At 66.6% G+C, this 14,772-nt stretch carries 10 protein-coding genes; 6 read left to right on the plus strand and 4 right to left on the minus strand.

Going from position 1 to position 14,772, the window contains the following annotated elements; all coding sequences use genetic code 11:
* Nucleotides 1-10 precede the first annotated feature (10 nt).
* Nucleotides 11-2,764, minus strand: a complete 2,754-nt coding sequence (locus tag ACZ75I_RS05150; RefSeq protein WP_472958779.1) for a TonB-dependent receptor — start codon at nucleotides 2,762-2,764, stop codon at nucleotides 11-13.
* A gap of 275 nt (nucleotides 2,765-3,039) precedes the next feature.
* On the minus strand, nucleotides 3,040-5,094 hold the full coding sequence (locus ACZ75I_RS05155) for a glycoside hydrolase family 97 protein (protein WP_472958780.1): 2,055 nt from the start codon (nucleotides 5,092-5,094) through the stop codon (nucleotides 3,040-3,042).
* Between the two features lie 237 nt (nucleotides 5,095-5,331).
* Between ACZ75I_RS05155 and ACZ75I_RS05160 the strand changes: the two genes are divergently transcribed.
* The 5 genes from ACZ75I_RS05160 (at nucleotide 5,332) to ACZ75I_RS05180 (ending at nucleotide 11,702) form a co-directional block, all read left to right on the plus strand.
* Nucleotides 5,332-7,530: a glucosidase family protein gene (locus ACZ75I_RS05160; RefSeq protein WP_346477074.1), complete on the plus strand. Its 2,199-nt coding sequence runs from the start codon at nucleotides 5,332-5,334 to the stop codon at nucleotides 7,528-7,530.
* A complete protein-coding gene (locus ACZ75I_RS05165) occupies nucleotides 7,527-9,014 on the plus strand; it encodes an MFS transporter (protein WP_346477075.1) in 1,488 nt (495 codons plus the stop codon). The genes ACZ75I_RS05160 and ACZ75I_RS05165 overlap by 4 nt, the downstream gene beginning before the upstream one ends.
* Complete coding sequence (locus ACZ75I_RS05170) at nucleotides 9,014-10,729, plus strand: alpha-amylase family glycosyl hydrolase (protein WP_346477076.1); 1,716 nt, start codon at nucleotides 9,014-9,016, stop codon at nucleotides 10,727-10,729. Before ACZ75I_RS05165 ends, ACZ75I_RS05170 begins: the two co-directional genes overlap by 1 nt.
* Before the next feature lie 127 nt (nucleotides 10,730-10,856).
* Nucleotides 10,857-11,243 (plus strand): SseB family protein, encoded by a 387-nt coding sequence (locus tag ACZ75I_RS05175; protein WP_180869028.1) that lies wholly within the window; start codon nucleotides 10,857-10,859, stop codon nucleotides 11,241-11,243.
* A gap of 141 nt (nucleotides 11,244-11,384) precedes the next feature.
* Nucleotides 11,385-11,702: a hypothetical protein gene (locus ACZ75I_RS05180; RefSeq protein WP_180869026.1), complete on the plus strand. Its 318-nt coding sequence runs from the start codon at nucleotides 11,385-11,387 to the stop codon at nucleotides 11,700-11,702.
* Nucleotides 11,703-11,807: 105 nt separating this feature from the next.
* Here the strand turns inward: ACZ75I_RS05180 and ACZ75I_RS05185 are convergent, their stop codons facing one another.
* On the minus strand, nucleotides 11,808-12,839 hold the full coding sequence (locus tag ACZ75I_RS05185; protein ID WP_180869024.1) for a LacI family DNA-binding transcriptional regulator: 1,032 nt from the start codon (nucleotides 12,837-12,839) through the stop codon (nucleotides 11,808-11,810).
* 291 nt (nucleotides 12,840-13,130) lie between these two features.
* Here ACZ75I_RS05185 and ACZ75I_RS05190 point away from each other — a divergent pair, with 291 nt between their 5' ends.
* On the plus strand, nucleotides 13,131-13,703 hold the full coding sequence (locus ACZ75I_RS05190) for a single-stranded DNA-binding protein (protein ID WP_043034165.1): 573 nt from the start codon (nucleotides 13,131-13,133) through the stop codon (nucleotides 13,701-13,703).
* Between the two features lie 123 nt (nucleotides 13,704-13,826).
* On the opposite strand, the gene ACZ75I_RS05195 is transcribed toward ACZ75I_RS05190, so the two are convergent.
* Nucleotides 13,827-14,738: a LysR family transcriptional regulator gene (locus ACZ75I_RS05195; protein WP_180869022.1), complete on the minus strand. Its 912-nt coding sequence runs from the start codon at nucleotides 14,736-14,738 to the stop codon at nucleotides 13,827-13,829.
* Nucleotides 14,739-14,772 lie beyond the last annotated feature (34 nt).

The following is a 14,772-nucleotide window of genomic DNA, read 5'->3' on the forward strand; positions in this document are numbered from 1 at the left end:
CCGGCCGTGATCAGAACTTGTAGTTCACGCCCAGCATGTAGGTGCGGCCCCACTCGATGTACTCCAGCGGGCGGTCCTTGCTGCCGGCGTAGGTGCGGTACGGCTCGTTGGTCAGGTTGCTGCCCTGCAGAAGCAGGGTCAGGCCACGCAGGGCACTGCTGTCGCTGAAGGTGTAGCTGATCTGCGCATCGGTCACGTTCTCGCCGACCACGTAGCGCAGGCTGCGGTTGCCGTTGAAGTTGCCGATCTCACCGATGAAGTCCGAACGGCGGCGCTGGCTCACCCGTGCCTCGAAGCCGCTGCGCTCGTAATACGCGGTGAAGTTGTACACGCGCTTGGACAGGCCCGGCAGGCTGATCGGATCACTGCCCACGCTGGAGGCGCTCTCCGGGTCCAGGATGGTGATGTCGCTCTTGTTGAAGGTCGCGCTGGCCTGCACGCCGAAGCCACGCAGGCTGTCGGTCAGCATCTCCAGCGGGAACGATGCGGTCAGTTCCAGGCCCTTCAGCGTGCCGCCCTTGCCGTTCTGCGGGGCGGAGAAGGTGCCGGTGGTCAGCACCGGTGCATCACCTGGCTGAGAAACCCAGTTGGCCACTTGATCGCTGAAATCAAAACCATCAATTGTCTGCGTATAGACGTAACTCTTCAGGTCCTTGTAGAAGATCGCCGCCGCTACGTAGGCCTTCTCGCCGAAGTACTTCTCGTAAGACAAGTCGACCGCGGTCGCACGCCAGGGATCCAGCAGGGGGTTGCCGCCGCTGGCCCCGGGCTTGCCGGTTTCTCGGGCAACACCAAAATCCAGACCGGCGCGCATCTGATCCACGCGCGGGCGTGCGACCTGCTTGGCGACGGCGAAGCGAAGGGTCTGCTGGTGCGGGAACAGGAAGGCCAGGTTCAGGCTCGGCAACCAATCGTTATAAGTTTTCCCGCTGGCGATAGGAAGAACGCTCTCGCCCGCTGGGCGGGAGCGGTCAAAATAGCGCGAATCCGAGCTCTGGTCGGTGTGCTGCATCTGCACGCCGATGTTGCCGCGCACGCCAACCACGCCGATGTCGGTGTTGATGTTCAGGCGCGCCCAGGCGGTGGTGATCTTCTCCTGCACCGTCCACGACTTGGGAATCAGGTAGTCCAGGTTGTCGACCGGGTTGAAGGTCATGTAGCGGCCCACCGCGGCGGGCACGTTCCAGGCCGGGATGGTGCCGAGGCCGGCGAAGCCGAGGTTGACCGGGCGATACTGCAGGTCCGAGGCGATGTTGGCATCGCCCTGCGCACCCAGCAGGATGTTGCCTTCGGACTGGGTCTTCACCTTGCGGCGGTCGGCGTAGTTCACGCCGATGTCGATGTCCGGCGCCCACGAGGCGATCGCTTCGGGCAAGGCGATCGTTGCGGCCAGCTTGCCACCCTTCAGGCGGTCTTCCACCTGCGGCACCTTGCCGTAGCCGGAGCCGTAGATGGTGTTGGTCAGGAACAACGCGTCGGGGTTGGAGTAGTTCAGCCCCGGGCTGATCTGCGAGAAGCCGTCCTGGCGGATCGACACGCCGACCGTATCCAGCTGCGGCATCGGCGTCAGCTGCAGGTTGTTTTCCAGGTTCAGCTCGTCGCGCGTGGCCTTGGAGTAGTTCAGGTCGGCGACCAGCTTGACGCCACTGAAATTGAACTCGTTGTTCCAGCCGAACGCGTCGATCTTGTCCTTGCGCTTGTTGTACATGCCGCGTACCAGCGGGTACACGCCGCTGGCGGTGCCGCCAGTGAACGAACCATTGGCGTTGACCTGCGGGTTGCTGACCAGCAGGCCCGGGGTGTAGTTGCCGTTGTAGTTGCTCAGGTTGAGCTCGAACTGGTTGGCGGTGTCGATCTGCTCGGCTTCGGTGTGGAATGCATCGAAGGTGCTGGTCCAGCTGTTGTTCGGCCGGAACTGGATCGTGGCCATCACGCCGTCGCGCTTGTTGTTGCCGGTGCGGCGCAGCGCCTTGATGCCATCGGAGAAGTAGGTGCCGGCACCCACGCCCGGACGGTCGCCCTTGTCGGTGTGCTCGGTGGTCCACGGTTCGTACAGGCCGACCTGGTTCTCCTGGATCGGCATGTCGCTGTGCGCATAGCCGATGGCGATGCCCAGGGTCTTGTCCAGGAACTGGTCGATGTAGCTGGCGCTGAAGCGGTTGCCGTACGGATCGGTGTTGGCGGCGCGGCCCAGCGAGCTCTTCTGGTAGCGGCCACTGACCGCGATCACGCGCTCGCCGAAGCTGAGCGGGCGCGCGGTCTGCATGTCGATGGTGCCCGACAGGCCCTGGCCGACCAGCGCCGCGTCCGGGGTCTTGTACACGGTCACGCCGTTGACCAGCTCGGACGGATACTGGTCGAACTCGACGCCACGGTTGTCGCCGGTGCTGACCACTTCGCGGCCATTGAGCAGGGTGGTGGCGAAGTCCGGCGACAGGCCGCGGACGCTGATTACCTGCGCGCGGCCCGCCACGCGCTGGGCGGCCAGGCCGGGCAGGCGCGAGATCGATTCGGCGATGCTGACGTCGGGCAGCTTGCCGATGTCTTCGGCGGAGATCGCTTCGACCACCGAGGTGGCGTCCTGCTTGACCGCGATCGCGCTCTCGATGCCGCGGCGGATGCCGGTGACCTGCACCGTATCGAGGTTGGTGGCGGCGGTGCCGGCCGGTGTGGTGGTGCTCTGCGTGGACTGTGCCGACGCCAGCGTCGGCGCCAGGACAACGGCCAGCGCGATGCTCAGCGCGCTGCGCTTGTGGTTCAACATTTTCCCCTCCCAGGCAATGTTGCAGATCGATTTGTGAGCGTTCCGGCGGCGCCGTGAACGTGCGACGCGGTGGCCGCTGTCGTCGCCGCTATGGTAGGCAGCGCGTTCTTCGCGGGAATCACCCTGCATACGTATTCAATGGCGTCTGCAGGGATGTAATCGCTTTCATGTGTCTCGTTCTGTAGAGCCGAGCCCATGCTCGGCTGCATTTCGGTGCTACGCACCGCCGCCCGAGCGTGGGCTCGGGCGCTACGGGGGCGCATGCAGGAAAACGTTCAGCGGATCGGCGTGAAGCGAATGGCCTGGCCACCGCCGGGTGCCAGCACCAGCGTCACTGCATCGGCGCTGGTCACTTCGCGGGTTTCGCGAACGAACGCGAATGGATTGCTGCGGAAATCCGCGCCCTCGCCATCGCGGTAGATCTCGGCGCGGTAGCGCACGCCAGGTTCCAGGAAGCCCAGTGACACCGGCAGCACGCGGCCGTGTTCATCGGTGATGCTGCCGAGGAACCAGTCGCGGCTGTTGCGGTCGCGGCGCACGATCGTCACGTAGTCACCCACTTCGCCATCGAGCACGCGGCTCTGCTCCCAGTCCACCGCCACGTCCTCGATGAAACGGAACGCCTCGCGATGCTGCAGGTAGTGTTCGGGCAGATCGGCGGCCATCTGGATCGGGCTGTACAGCACCACGTACAGCGCCAGTTGGCGGGCCAACGTACTGGGGATGGCCTGGCCGTGGCGGCCCTTCAGGCTGAGGATGCCGGGGGTGTAGTCCATCGGCCCGGCCAGCATGCGGGTGAACACCAGGTTGACCTCGTGCTCCGGCGGGTTCGGTGGTTGGCCCCAGGCGTTGTACTCCATGCCGCGAGCGCCTTCGCGCGAGATCCAGTTGGGATAGGTGCGGCGCAGGCCGGTGTCCTTGATCGGCTCATGCGGGTTCACCGACAGGTGCCGGCGCGCGGCTTCCTGCACCACCTTCAGATGGTGGCGGGCCATGAACTGCCCGTCATGCCACTCGCGCCACAGTGGTCCCCCCGTGGGATTGCGGCGGTCGACCTGGCCGTCGTCGCAGACGTAGCCGGTCTTGAACTGGTCCACGCCCAGCCGTGCGTACAGGTCCAGCGCGGCGCCCAGCTGGGCCTCGTAATGTTCGATGGCGCAGCCGGTTTCGTGGTGACCGATCAGGTGCACGCCCTTGTTCAGGCCATACGCCGACAGCGATTCGATATCGAAATCGGGCGTGGCGCGGGTGAAATCAAAGTCGTAGCCATTGCCCACCCACATGCCGTTCCAGCCCGGATTCCAGCCTTCCACCAGCACGCCGCGGAAGCCGTGCGCCGCGGCGAAGTCGATGACTTTTTTCGTCTTGGCGGTGGTAGCCGCATGCTTCGGCCCGGTCGCCCAGCTCTCGTTGTCCAGGTGCATCGACCACCACACGCCCAGGTACTTGGCCGGCTTCACCCAGCTCACATCACCCAGCGCATTGGGTTCGTTGAGATTGAGGATCAGGTCCGATTCGACCAGGCCACCGGCGCGGTCGGCGATCTGCAGCGTGCGCCACGGCGTGGCGAAGGGCAGGGTGCGGCGCACCTTCCAGCCTTCGGCCGAGGGCGAGAGCTGCGCGCGCAGGCGCTGCCCCTCGCTGCGGCGCAGCCACATGCCGGCGTAGTCCACCAGCGCGGCCTCGTGAATGGCCACATGCAGGCCATCGCGGCTGCGCAGGGTCATCGGCGTATGCACCAGCGGTACTTCGCGCAGCGGGGTGCGCTGGTACAGGTACTCGTAGTGGATCGGCTCGCCGGCGGGGATCCACCAGGCGGTGGAGTCCTGTGCGATGGCGAACTCGGTCAGCTCGTCATCGATGATGGCCTCGTGCAGATTCGGCTGTTCGGGGAATACGTAGCGGAAGCCGAGGCCATCGTCGTAGACGCGGAACACTACATCCAGCCGGCGCTTGCTGCCGGTGGTTTCGGCCAGCTGCACGGTCAGTTCGTTGAAATGGTTGCGGGTGAGCCGGCGTTCGCCCCACGGCTGCTCCCAGGTGTCATCGACGCTGCGCCGCTGCTGGCCCAGCAGGGTGAAATCGCGGTCCAGGCGACCGTCGCGCAGGGCGAAGCCGAGCTTCGAATCCTCCACCACAGTGTCGCCCAGGCGCTCGACCCGGTAGCGGGCCGTGCCGCCGTCCAGCACCAGGCTGACCTTCAACACCTTGCCCGGCGATTCGACGCTGGCCACCTGGGGCGCGGCCTGTACCAGCGTGGCCCATCCGATCAGGGCCAGGCCCAGCATGTGCGCGAATACCGCGCGTACAGCAGTGGGTGACATCGGCAATTCCCCTCCCAAGGCGCCGTTGGCAGACCCGGACCATAAGCCAGCGCGGCGGGTGCGCTACCGCGCGACGCCATGAATACGTATGCAGCTGGACGCAGCCGACAGCCCCGCGTCTACCATGGCGCCAGGGCACCTTGAGGGAGGGGCCGCGCCCGCCCGCCGGCAACGACGGTGCGGACCTACAACGCGTGCAGAGAGGGAGGGAGGCCGACGGGCGCGAGCCGGTCCGCCGCTTCGATGCTGAAGATCATTTGCCTGACCGCTGCCCTGGGGGCAGCGCTGGGGACGACCGCGCAGGCGGCCGACCTGCAATTCGACGGCCGCCATGCGCGCGCCGAAGCCGCTGCCAAGGGCAGCTTCGTGCTGCATGCGCGCACACCGGAAGGGCGCGGCGAGGTGCGCATCGCGCCGATGCCGATGCGCAGCCAGACCGGCAGCGTGATGTTCGATGCCCTGTTCGCACTGGCCCAGCAGGAGATGGACCAGGACCGCGTGGATGCGATCCGTGATCCCGCCTTCGACGAAGGCCGGCCGGTGCCCTGCGAGTGCTTCCAGACCGGCGCGCGCTGGCCCTATGTGTGGACGCGCGATGTCAGCTTTGCCGCCGATCTGGCGCTCGCACGCCTGGACCCGAAGCGCACCCGGCAGTCGCTGCAGTTCAAGCTGTCGGCGGCGCGCGATGGCCATACGCCCGGCCTGTTCGTTGCGCAGGACACCGGCTCCGGCGGCAGCTGGCCGATCAGCAGCGACCGCGTGGTGTGGTTCCTGGCCGCGCGTCACCTGCTGGAGGATCGCGCGTTTGCCGACCAGGTCTGGCAGGCGCTGCAGGGCACGCTGGCGCAGGACCGCGCGATGGTGTTCGACGCGCAGATGGGCCTGTACCGCGGCGAGACCTCCTTCCTGGACTGGCGTGAGCAGACCTATCCAGACTGGACCCGCGAGGATGTGCGTTTCATCGGTGATTCCTACGCACTGTCCACCAACGTGCTGCACTACCAGGCACTGCGCCTGGCCGAACGCCTGGCCGGGCAGCGCGGCGATGCCCGCGCGGCCGACTACAAGGCCTGGGCCGATGCATTGGCCCAGCAGATCGATGCGCGCTTCTGGCGCGAGGATATCGGCCAGTACATGAGCTACATCGGCGAAGCCGCGCACCCGGTGCCGTACGCCAAGGTCGATCTGCTCGGCCTCTCGCTGGGCATCCTCGCCGAGGTGCTGCCGCCCGAGCGCGCGCGGCGTGCGCTGGCGGCGTATCCGATGGGCCCGGCCGGCAGCCCGGTGGTCTGGCCGCAGGAAGCACAACAGCCGATCTATCACAACCGGGCAATCTGGCCGTTCGTCAGTGCCTACTCGCTGCGTGCGGCGCGGCAGCTGGACGATGCGCCGCGCATTGCCGCCGAGATCCGCTCGCTGATGCAGGGTGCCGCGCTGGCCGGCTCCAACATGGAGAACTACGAGCTGGTCAGCCAGGCCGTGCATGTCGATGAAGGTGCGCTCAGCGGGCCGGTGGTCAATTCGGAGCGCCAGCTGTGGTCGGTGGCTGGGTATCTGTCGATGGTGGTCGAGGGCGTGTTCGGCCTGCAGGACGATGGCCGCGTGCAGCCCAAGCTGCCAGCCGCGCTGGTCCCCGAACTGTTCGGCAGGCAGCGCCGCATCTCCCTGGAGGCCGATGGCAAGCGCTATGTGCTGGAGCGGCCGAAGCAGGTGGGTGATGGCCTGCTGGTGGCGGGCGAGGTAAAGACGCGTGGTGCCACCACCACCGTGCAGCTGGTGGCCGCGCCGTCGCGCACGTCGCCCGCCAGCACGGTCGATGCCAATGCGCGCGCGCCGGCCACGCCGGCCGCACCGCAGGCGCGACGCGAGGGCAGGGGCTGGAATGTCGAGGTCGCTGCCGGCCAGGTGCTGTGGCAGGACGGCCGGGCGCTCACCGCCAGCAATGGCCTGGCACGCATCGGTGACGATGGCCTGCAGCATTGCCTGAGCCTGACCCGGCGCGACGGCGCATTGGAATCGCTGCACAGTCCGATGGTCTGCGTCGGTCCGCAGCAGCGATTGAAGGGTGCCGAGCGCTGGCAGTTCACCTCGGCCAAGGCGGGGCAGGTGCGCCTGCGCCTGCAGTACAGCAACGCGAATGGGCCGATCAACACGGGCGTGACCGCCGCGGTGAAGCAGCTGGTGCTGCAGTGCCCGGGCCAGCCGTTGCAGCGGCACACCGTCACCCTGCCGCACAGCGTGGCCGTGCAGGACTCGACCTCGGCGACGTTCCCGGTGCCGAAGGGCCGATGCGTGGTCACGCTTGAAGAGGGCTTCAACATGAGCACACTGCAGCACTTCGCGCACTACACCGGGGGCAAGGGCGGGCGCGACGGCGTGCTCAACCAGGCGCAGGTGCAGGCGCTGACGGTGGCGCCCGTGGCCGTAGAGGGCGCGCGATGAATCGCCCCGCCAAACCCCAGCTGTCGTTCTGGCAGATCTGGAACATGTGTTTCGGTTTTCTCGGCATCCAGTTCGGCTTCGCCCTGCAGAATGCCAACGCCAGCCGAATTTTCGAGACGCTGGGCGCGGATATCGACGCGGTACCGGGGCTGTGGATCGCCGCGCCGCTGACCGGCCTGCTGGTGCAGCCGGTGATCGGTTACCTGTCCGATCGCACCTGGACGCGCTGGGGGCGGCGCCGTCCGTTCTTCATGATCGGTGCGGTGCTGACCACGCTGGCCCTGCTGGTGATGCCGAACTCGCCGACGCTGTGGATCGCGGCCGGCACGCTGTGGGTGCTCGATGCCTCGATCAACGTATCGATGGAGCCGTTCCGAGCCTTCGTCGGCGACCAGCTGGCGCCACGCCAGCGTCCGGCCGGCTATGCGATGCAGAGCTTCTTCATCGGTGTGGGCGCCATCGTCGCCAGCTTCCTGCCGTTCATCCTGGCCCACTTCGGCGTTGCCAATACGGCCGCCGCCGGTGAGGTGCCGGACACCGTGCGCTATGCGTTCTACTTCGGCGCGGCGGTGCTGCTGGCGGCGATCACGTGGACGGTGGTCAGCACCCGCGAATATTCACCAGCAGAGCTGGCTGCCTTCGATGATGCCGAGCCGCCGGCGCATCATGCGGGAGCGGTGATCAACGGCCCGGCGCCATGGACGCGGGTGGCCCTGTGGCTAGGGCTGGGTGTGCTGTTGGCGCTGCTGATCACCTGGCGGCAAGGCGACAGGATGCTGTACGTGCTGGCAGGCCTGTGCGCCAGCTACGGCCTGCTGCTGGCGGCCGCGCGCGCGTTGCCGGCCACGCATATGCTGGCCGCCATCGTCGGCGACCTGCGCGCGATGCCACTGACCATGCGCCGCCTGGCGTGGGTGCAGTTCTTCTCATGGTTCGCGCTTTTCGCCATGTGGATCTACACCACTGCTGCGGTGGCCGGTACCCACTTCGGTTCGACCGATCCACAGTCGGTGGCCTACAACGAAGGTGCCAACTGGGTGGGCGTGCTGTTTGGCGCCTACAACGGCTTCGCTGCGCTGGCGGCGGTGCTGATTCCGCCGATGGTGCGTGCGATCGGCCTGCGCTGGAGCCACCTGGTCAACCTGTGGCTGGGCGCTGCCGGCCTGGTCTCGCTGATGTTCATCCGCGACCCGCACTGGCTGCTGCTGTCGATGGTGGGTGTCGGCTTTGCCTGGGCATCGATCCTGTCGTTGCCGTATGCACTGCTGTCCGACAGCGTGCCTGCGTCGAAGATGGGCGTGTACATGGGCATCTTCAATTTCTTCATCGTGATCCCGCAGCTGGTGGCGGCCAGTGCGCTCGGCTTTGCCCTGCGCGCATGGCTGGGTGGCCAGCCGATGCATGTGCTGGTGCTGGGCGGCTGCAGCCTGTTCGTCGCCGGCTTGTGCGTGCTGCGGGTTCCGTCCCGTCCGGAGGTGGTGTGATGCGTGGTGTACTGGCGGTTGCCGTTTCCCTTGCCCTGTTCGCCGGCCAGGCCGTGGCCACGCCGCGCCCGGACTACGTCGGCACCACCGAACCGTTCGCCAGCGATGCGGTGTACTTCGTGGTCACTGACCGCTTCGTCAACGGTGATCCATCCAACGATCATCGCGGCCAGGGCGGCGCGCACCGCACCTTCGACATCCCGGTGCCATGCCCGGACAAGGTGGACGGCAACATCGGCTACCTCGGCGGCGACTTCCGTGGCGTGCTCGACAATGCGCAGTACATCCGCAACCTGGGGTTCGGCGCGGTGTGGATCACGCCGATCATCGACAACCCCGACCAAGCTTTCACCGGCAGCAAGCCGATCAGCTGCACCAGCACGCTGACCGACCGCGGCAAGACCGGCTACCACGGCTACTGGGGCATCAACTTCTACAGACTCGATGAGCACCTGCCCAGCAGGGACCTGGACTTCGCCGGACTGACCAAGGGCCTGCACGGTGCCGGCCTGAAGGTGGTGCTGGACATCGTCGGCAACCACGGTTCGCCGGCCTGGACCATGCCGACACGGCAACCGCAGTTCGGTCAGATCTTCGACAAGGATGGAAAGTTGATCGCCGACCACCAGAACCTGCCGCCGCAGAAGCTGGACCCGAAGCACAACCCGCTGCACGCGTTCTACAACAACATCGGTCCGGTCGACAGCAAGGACGGCTCGATCTTCGACGGCAACCTGGCCGAGCTGTCCGACTTCAATCAGGACAATCCGGCGGTGATGGATTACCTGGTCGGCGCTTACCTGCAGTGGACCGCGCAGGGCGTGGACGCACTGCGCATCGACACCATCGGCTGGCTGCCGCACCCGTGGTGGCATGAATTCGTCAAGCGCATCCGCGCCGAGCACCCGGGCATGTTCATGTTCGGCGAAGCCTTCGACTACAACGCGGCGACCATTGCCGAGCACACCTGGCCGGCCAACGCCAATGTCAGCGTGCTCGACTTCCCGTTGCGCGGTGCTCTGGAGCAGACCTTCGGCACCGCCGGCAAGGGCTTCGAGACCCTGGCCGAGCCGCTGCACCTGAGCGGCGGCCCGTATGCCAATCCGTACGAGCTGATGAGCTTCTACGACAACCACGACATGCCGCGCCTGCAGGCCAGCGACAACGGCTTCATCGACGCGCACAACTGGCTGTTCACCGCACGCGGCATTCCGGTGGTCTATTACGGCTCGGAGACCGGCTTCATGCGTGGCCGCGCCGAGCACGCAGGCAACCGTGCCTACTTCGGCCAGCCGCGTGTGGACGCTGCGCCGCAGAGCCCGATCTTCGCGCCGCTGCAGCGTATCGCCAAACTGCGTGAAGCGACCCCGGCACTGCAGCGTGGCTTGCAGGTGAACGAGCGGCTGCAGGGCGATGAGGCCGTGTTCTTCCGCGTGCTGCAGCACGGTGACGTGACGCAGACGGCGCTGGTGCTGCTGAACAAGGGCGATGTGGCGCGCACCTTCGAGGTGGATCGCTACCTGCAGGCCGGCACGTGGCGTGACGCGCTGGATGGCGGCACGGTGAAGGTCGAGCGGCAGCTGAAGACCGACGTGCCGGCGCATGGGGTGAAGGTTTACGTGCTGGATGCGCCCGTGCAGCAGCCGGCACTGCAGGCCGAACTGGACAAGGCGATGGCCGACCAGAAAGCGCGGGACGTGCGTCTGGGGCGTTGATCGGCCTGGGCCAGGCGGCTGTAGAGCCGAGCCAATGCTCGGCTGCGCCTCTGAGGCGCGCAGATAGGGGCAGCCGAGCGTGGGCTCGGCTCTACAATAGGAGCCCCTATCTCCCCGCCGTATCGCCATGACCGACCCCGCACCGCAGACTCCGATCGAAACCCTGCTGAAGGCGGCGATGGACGGGGCGGTGCCGATCCGCGCCTTCATGGAAGCCTTCGTCGCCTCCGAGGTGGTGCTGCAGACCGGCAGCCTGGTGACCCCCGATGGCAGCGGTTTCGACCCGCTGCTGTTCGACAAGCAGGGCACGCTGCACGTGGCCGTGTTCACCGATCCATCGCGGGTGGGCATCTACAGCCAGCAGGCCGAACACCAGATCCGCTGGCTGATGCTGGACGTGCTGCGCCGCGTGCCCGGCGGCTACGGCGTGGTGATCAACCCCGGCACCCCGCTGGGCTTCGAGATCTCGCCCAGCGGCGTCGGCGAGATCCTGAAGGACTTCGCCCAGGGTTGATTGTCATGTAGAGCCGAGCCCATGCTCGGCTGCCGTTCGCGCCATGCCGGATCAGTCGAGCACAGCCCGACCCTACAGAACGCTTCCCTTCGGGTGCAGTACGTGGTTCCTTTTGGATAACACCAGGATCGAGGCTCTGCTGTGGAATTGAAGGAATTACCTGTCGGCTCACCGGCACGATCACGCCATTCCCGCTCCGCACTGATCTTCCTGATCGCAGCCATCGTTGCCGCGCTGGTGTCCGTGCCCCTGCTGCGCGCGGTGGGCATGGTGCAGTGGCCGGCCTTCGCCATTGCCTGGCTGATCAACCTGGGTTCGGCCTGGCATCTGGCCCAGTGGGCACGCGAGCAGGGTCGTTCGGCGTGGGCATTCGGATTGCCGGCGGTGCTCGGTACCGTCGCTTCGATCGTGGTCTATGTGCTGTTGGCGTTGCTGGGGCCGAAGGCCGGGGTGCGCTGAACCTGCGCGGCTGGCGTGGGCTGTTGGCCGAGCATGGCTCGGCACTACGGCAAGATCAGGCCACCCAACAAGGGCGAGGCAAAGGGCGACCGCACCCTGCGGCGCTTAGCCGCGCAGGGACGATTCCCGCACCACCAGCTTCACCGGGATGCTCTGGCTCTCCACCGGCTGCCGGCCGATCAGCGTCAGCAGGCGCTCCACCAGCAGCTGGCCGGCCTGCTTGGTGTCCTGCTGCACCGTGGTCAGCGCCGGGGATACCGAAGCGGCCAGCGGGATATCGTCGAAGCCGGTCACCGCCACGTCCTGCGGTACCCGCAGCCCGGCCTCGCGCAGGGCGCGCATCGCACCGATGGCGATCAGGTCGCTGGCGGCGCAGATCGCATCGATCGGCTCGCCGCGCGCCAGCAGGGCCTGGCAGGCCTCCTGGCCGGAGGCTTCGGTGGTGATCGCATCGTGCTGCAGCGCCGGTTCGGCGGCCAGGCCGTGGTCCTGCAGCGCCGCGACATGACCGCGGTAGCGCTCCTGGAATTCGGGGTAATGGCTGGAGGCATGGCCGAGGAAGGCGATGCGGCTGCAGCCCTGCAGCAGCAGATGGGTGGTGATGTCATGCCCGCCCTGGAAGTTGTCGCTGCCGATCGAGACACCGGGCTGGCCAGGCAGGGCGGCGCCCCAGCGCACGAAGTGCGTGCCCTGTTCGACCAGCCGCTGCAGGCGGTCGCGCGATTCGTGGTAGTCGCCGTAGCCGAGCAGGATGATGCCGTCGGCCTTGTTGCTGTCTTCGTAATCGGCCTGCCAGTCGGTGGACAGCTGCTGGAACGACACCAGCAGGTCCTGCCCGTGCAGGGCGCAGGCGCGGGTGATCGAGCCCAGCATCGAATGGAAGAACGGGTTGATCAACGAGTCGTCGTTGGTCGGGTCCTCGAAGAACAGCAGGGCCAGCGTGCCGGCATTGCGCAGGCGCAGGCTGGAGGCGTTCTTGTCGACCTTGTAGTTCAGCTCGCGGGCGATGCGCAGGATGCGCTCGCGGGTCTCGGCGTTGACCATCGGGCTGCCGCGCAGGGCCCGCGACACGGTCGGCTGGGAGACCCCGGCCAGGTGGGCGATGTCGAGGGAGGTGGCTTTGCCTTTGATCGTCATGGGCGGGCGGAGCGGGCAGATGGAAGGTGCCCGGGCATGATGCCATGCGCCGACGCGAATGCCCCTCTGAACGTCGGTCGGGGCGAAGGTAAGTCATTGCCGGACAAGGAAATCAGCCTGATCCTTCGGGGCGGTCGGGGTCTCCTGACCGGGCGGACGGCGGCGGCAATGGTAAGATGCGTCGTTCTCGCATTCCCCCAAATTTCACCAGGGGCGGCCCAGCGTACTGCACCCCGCCCGGGGCTGTGCTATCACTGGAGGTCTGCCCCTGGACAACGGACGAAGGTACCTATGGCGCGCGGCATCAACAAAGTCATCCTGGTCGGCAATCTCGGCAACGACCCGGACGTGAAGTACACCCAGGGCGGCATGGCGATCACCCGCATCAGCCTGGCCACCACCAGCGTCCGCAAGGACAAGGATGGCAACCAGCAGGAGCGCACCGAATGGCACCGCGTGGTGTTCTTCGGCAAGCTCGGCGAGATCGCCGGCGAGTACCTGCGCAAGGGCAGCTCGGTCTACGTCGAAGGCAGCCTGCGTTACGACAAGTACACCGGCCAGGACGGCGTGGAGAAGTACTCCACCGATATCATCGCCGATGAAATGCAGATGCTGGGCGGCCGCGGTGAAGGCGGCGGCGGCGGTGGCGGCAACTACGGCGGCGATCGTCCGCAGCGCCAGCAGGCGCCGCGCCAGGAGTACGGCGGCGGTGGCGGCGGCCAGCGTGGTGGCCAGGGCGGTGGCTATGGCAACCAGGGCGGCAACCAGGGCGGCGGTTACGGCAACCAGGGAGGCAACCAGCGTCCGCAGCCGCAGCAGGCGCCGCCGATGGACGACTTCGCTGACGACGATATTCCGTTCTAAGCGCATCTTCGGTGCATCCCGACAAGGGCTCCTGGCATGCCTGCCTGGGGCCCTTGTCGTTCTTGAGGCACTGCCGGGATCCTGTTGTCCGGCGGCGGCCGATGCGGATGTTCCTCGATGTTGTCACCGATTACCGAACACGCCCTGGTCCAGCAGGCAATCAATGAATGCACCCAGCAGGGCGGGGCGATGCCGCCTGTTCGGGTAGTAAAGAAAAAGCCCGGGGCGCGAGACCGACCAATCCGCCAGTACCCGCACCAGCAATCCCTGGGCCAGCAGTTCCCCCACGCGATCCTGCTCGAAGTGATAGGCGATTCCAAGGCCGGCCAGTGCCGCTGCAATCCCGACGTCAGCGTGATTGGTGACGACAGGCCCGTCCACGGCGACCTCCAGGTGGCGGCCTCGCTTCTTGAACTCCCATCGGTACTGCCTGCCGTCACTCTGCAGCCGCCAGTTGATGCAGGCATGGTCCTGTAGTTCCGCCGGAGATCGCGGTGTTCCACGGCGTGCCAGGTAATCTGGTGACGCCACGGCCACCATGTTCAGGTCCGGGGTGAGGCGGATGGCCACCATGTCCTTCTCGAGCTGACCACCCACGCGGATGCCCGCATCAAACCGGCCACTGACGATGTCGCTGAGCGCGTCGTCGACCACGATGTCGACAACGACATCAGGGTAGGCCTGGTGGAAGCGGGCAAGCCTCGGGGCAATCAGTGTTCTCGCGGCGATGCCCGGCGTATTGATTCGCAGGGTCCCGTTGATCCGTCCGCTCGCTTCGCTGGTTTCAGCGACCGCTACCGCCAACTCCTGGAACAGCGGCGCGATGCGCGCGTACAGTCGTCCGCCACTTGCCGAGGGTGCCACGCTTCGTGTTGTGCGATTCAGAAGGCGGGTGCCGAGACGGCCTTCCAGTTGACGGATGGTCTGGCTCAGGGCCGAGGGCGATACCCCCAGATGTTCCGCCGCCCGCGCGAAGCTCTGACGTTCCACTACCGCCACGAAGGCCTTCAGTTCAGCGAACTCGGATCCGCGCATTATGTAAGATTCTTGACATAACCCATTCGGATTA

It is taken from the genome of Stenotrophomonas sp. X (genome assembly GCF_055721025.1).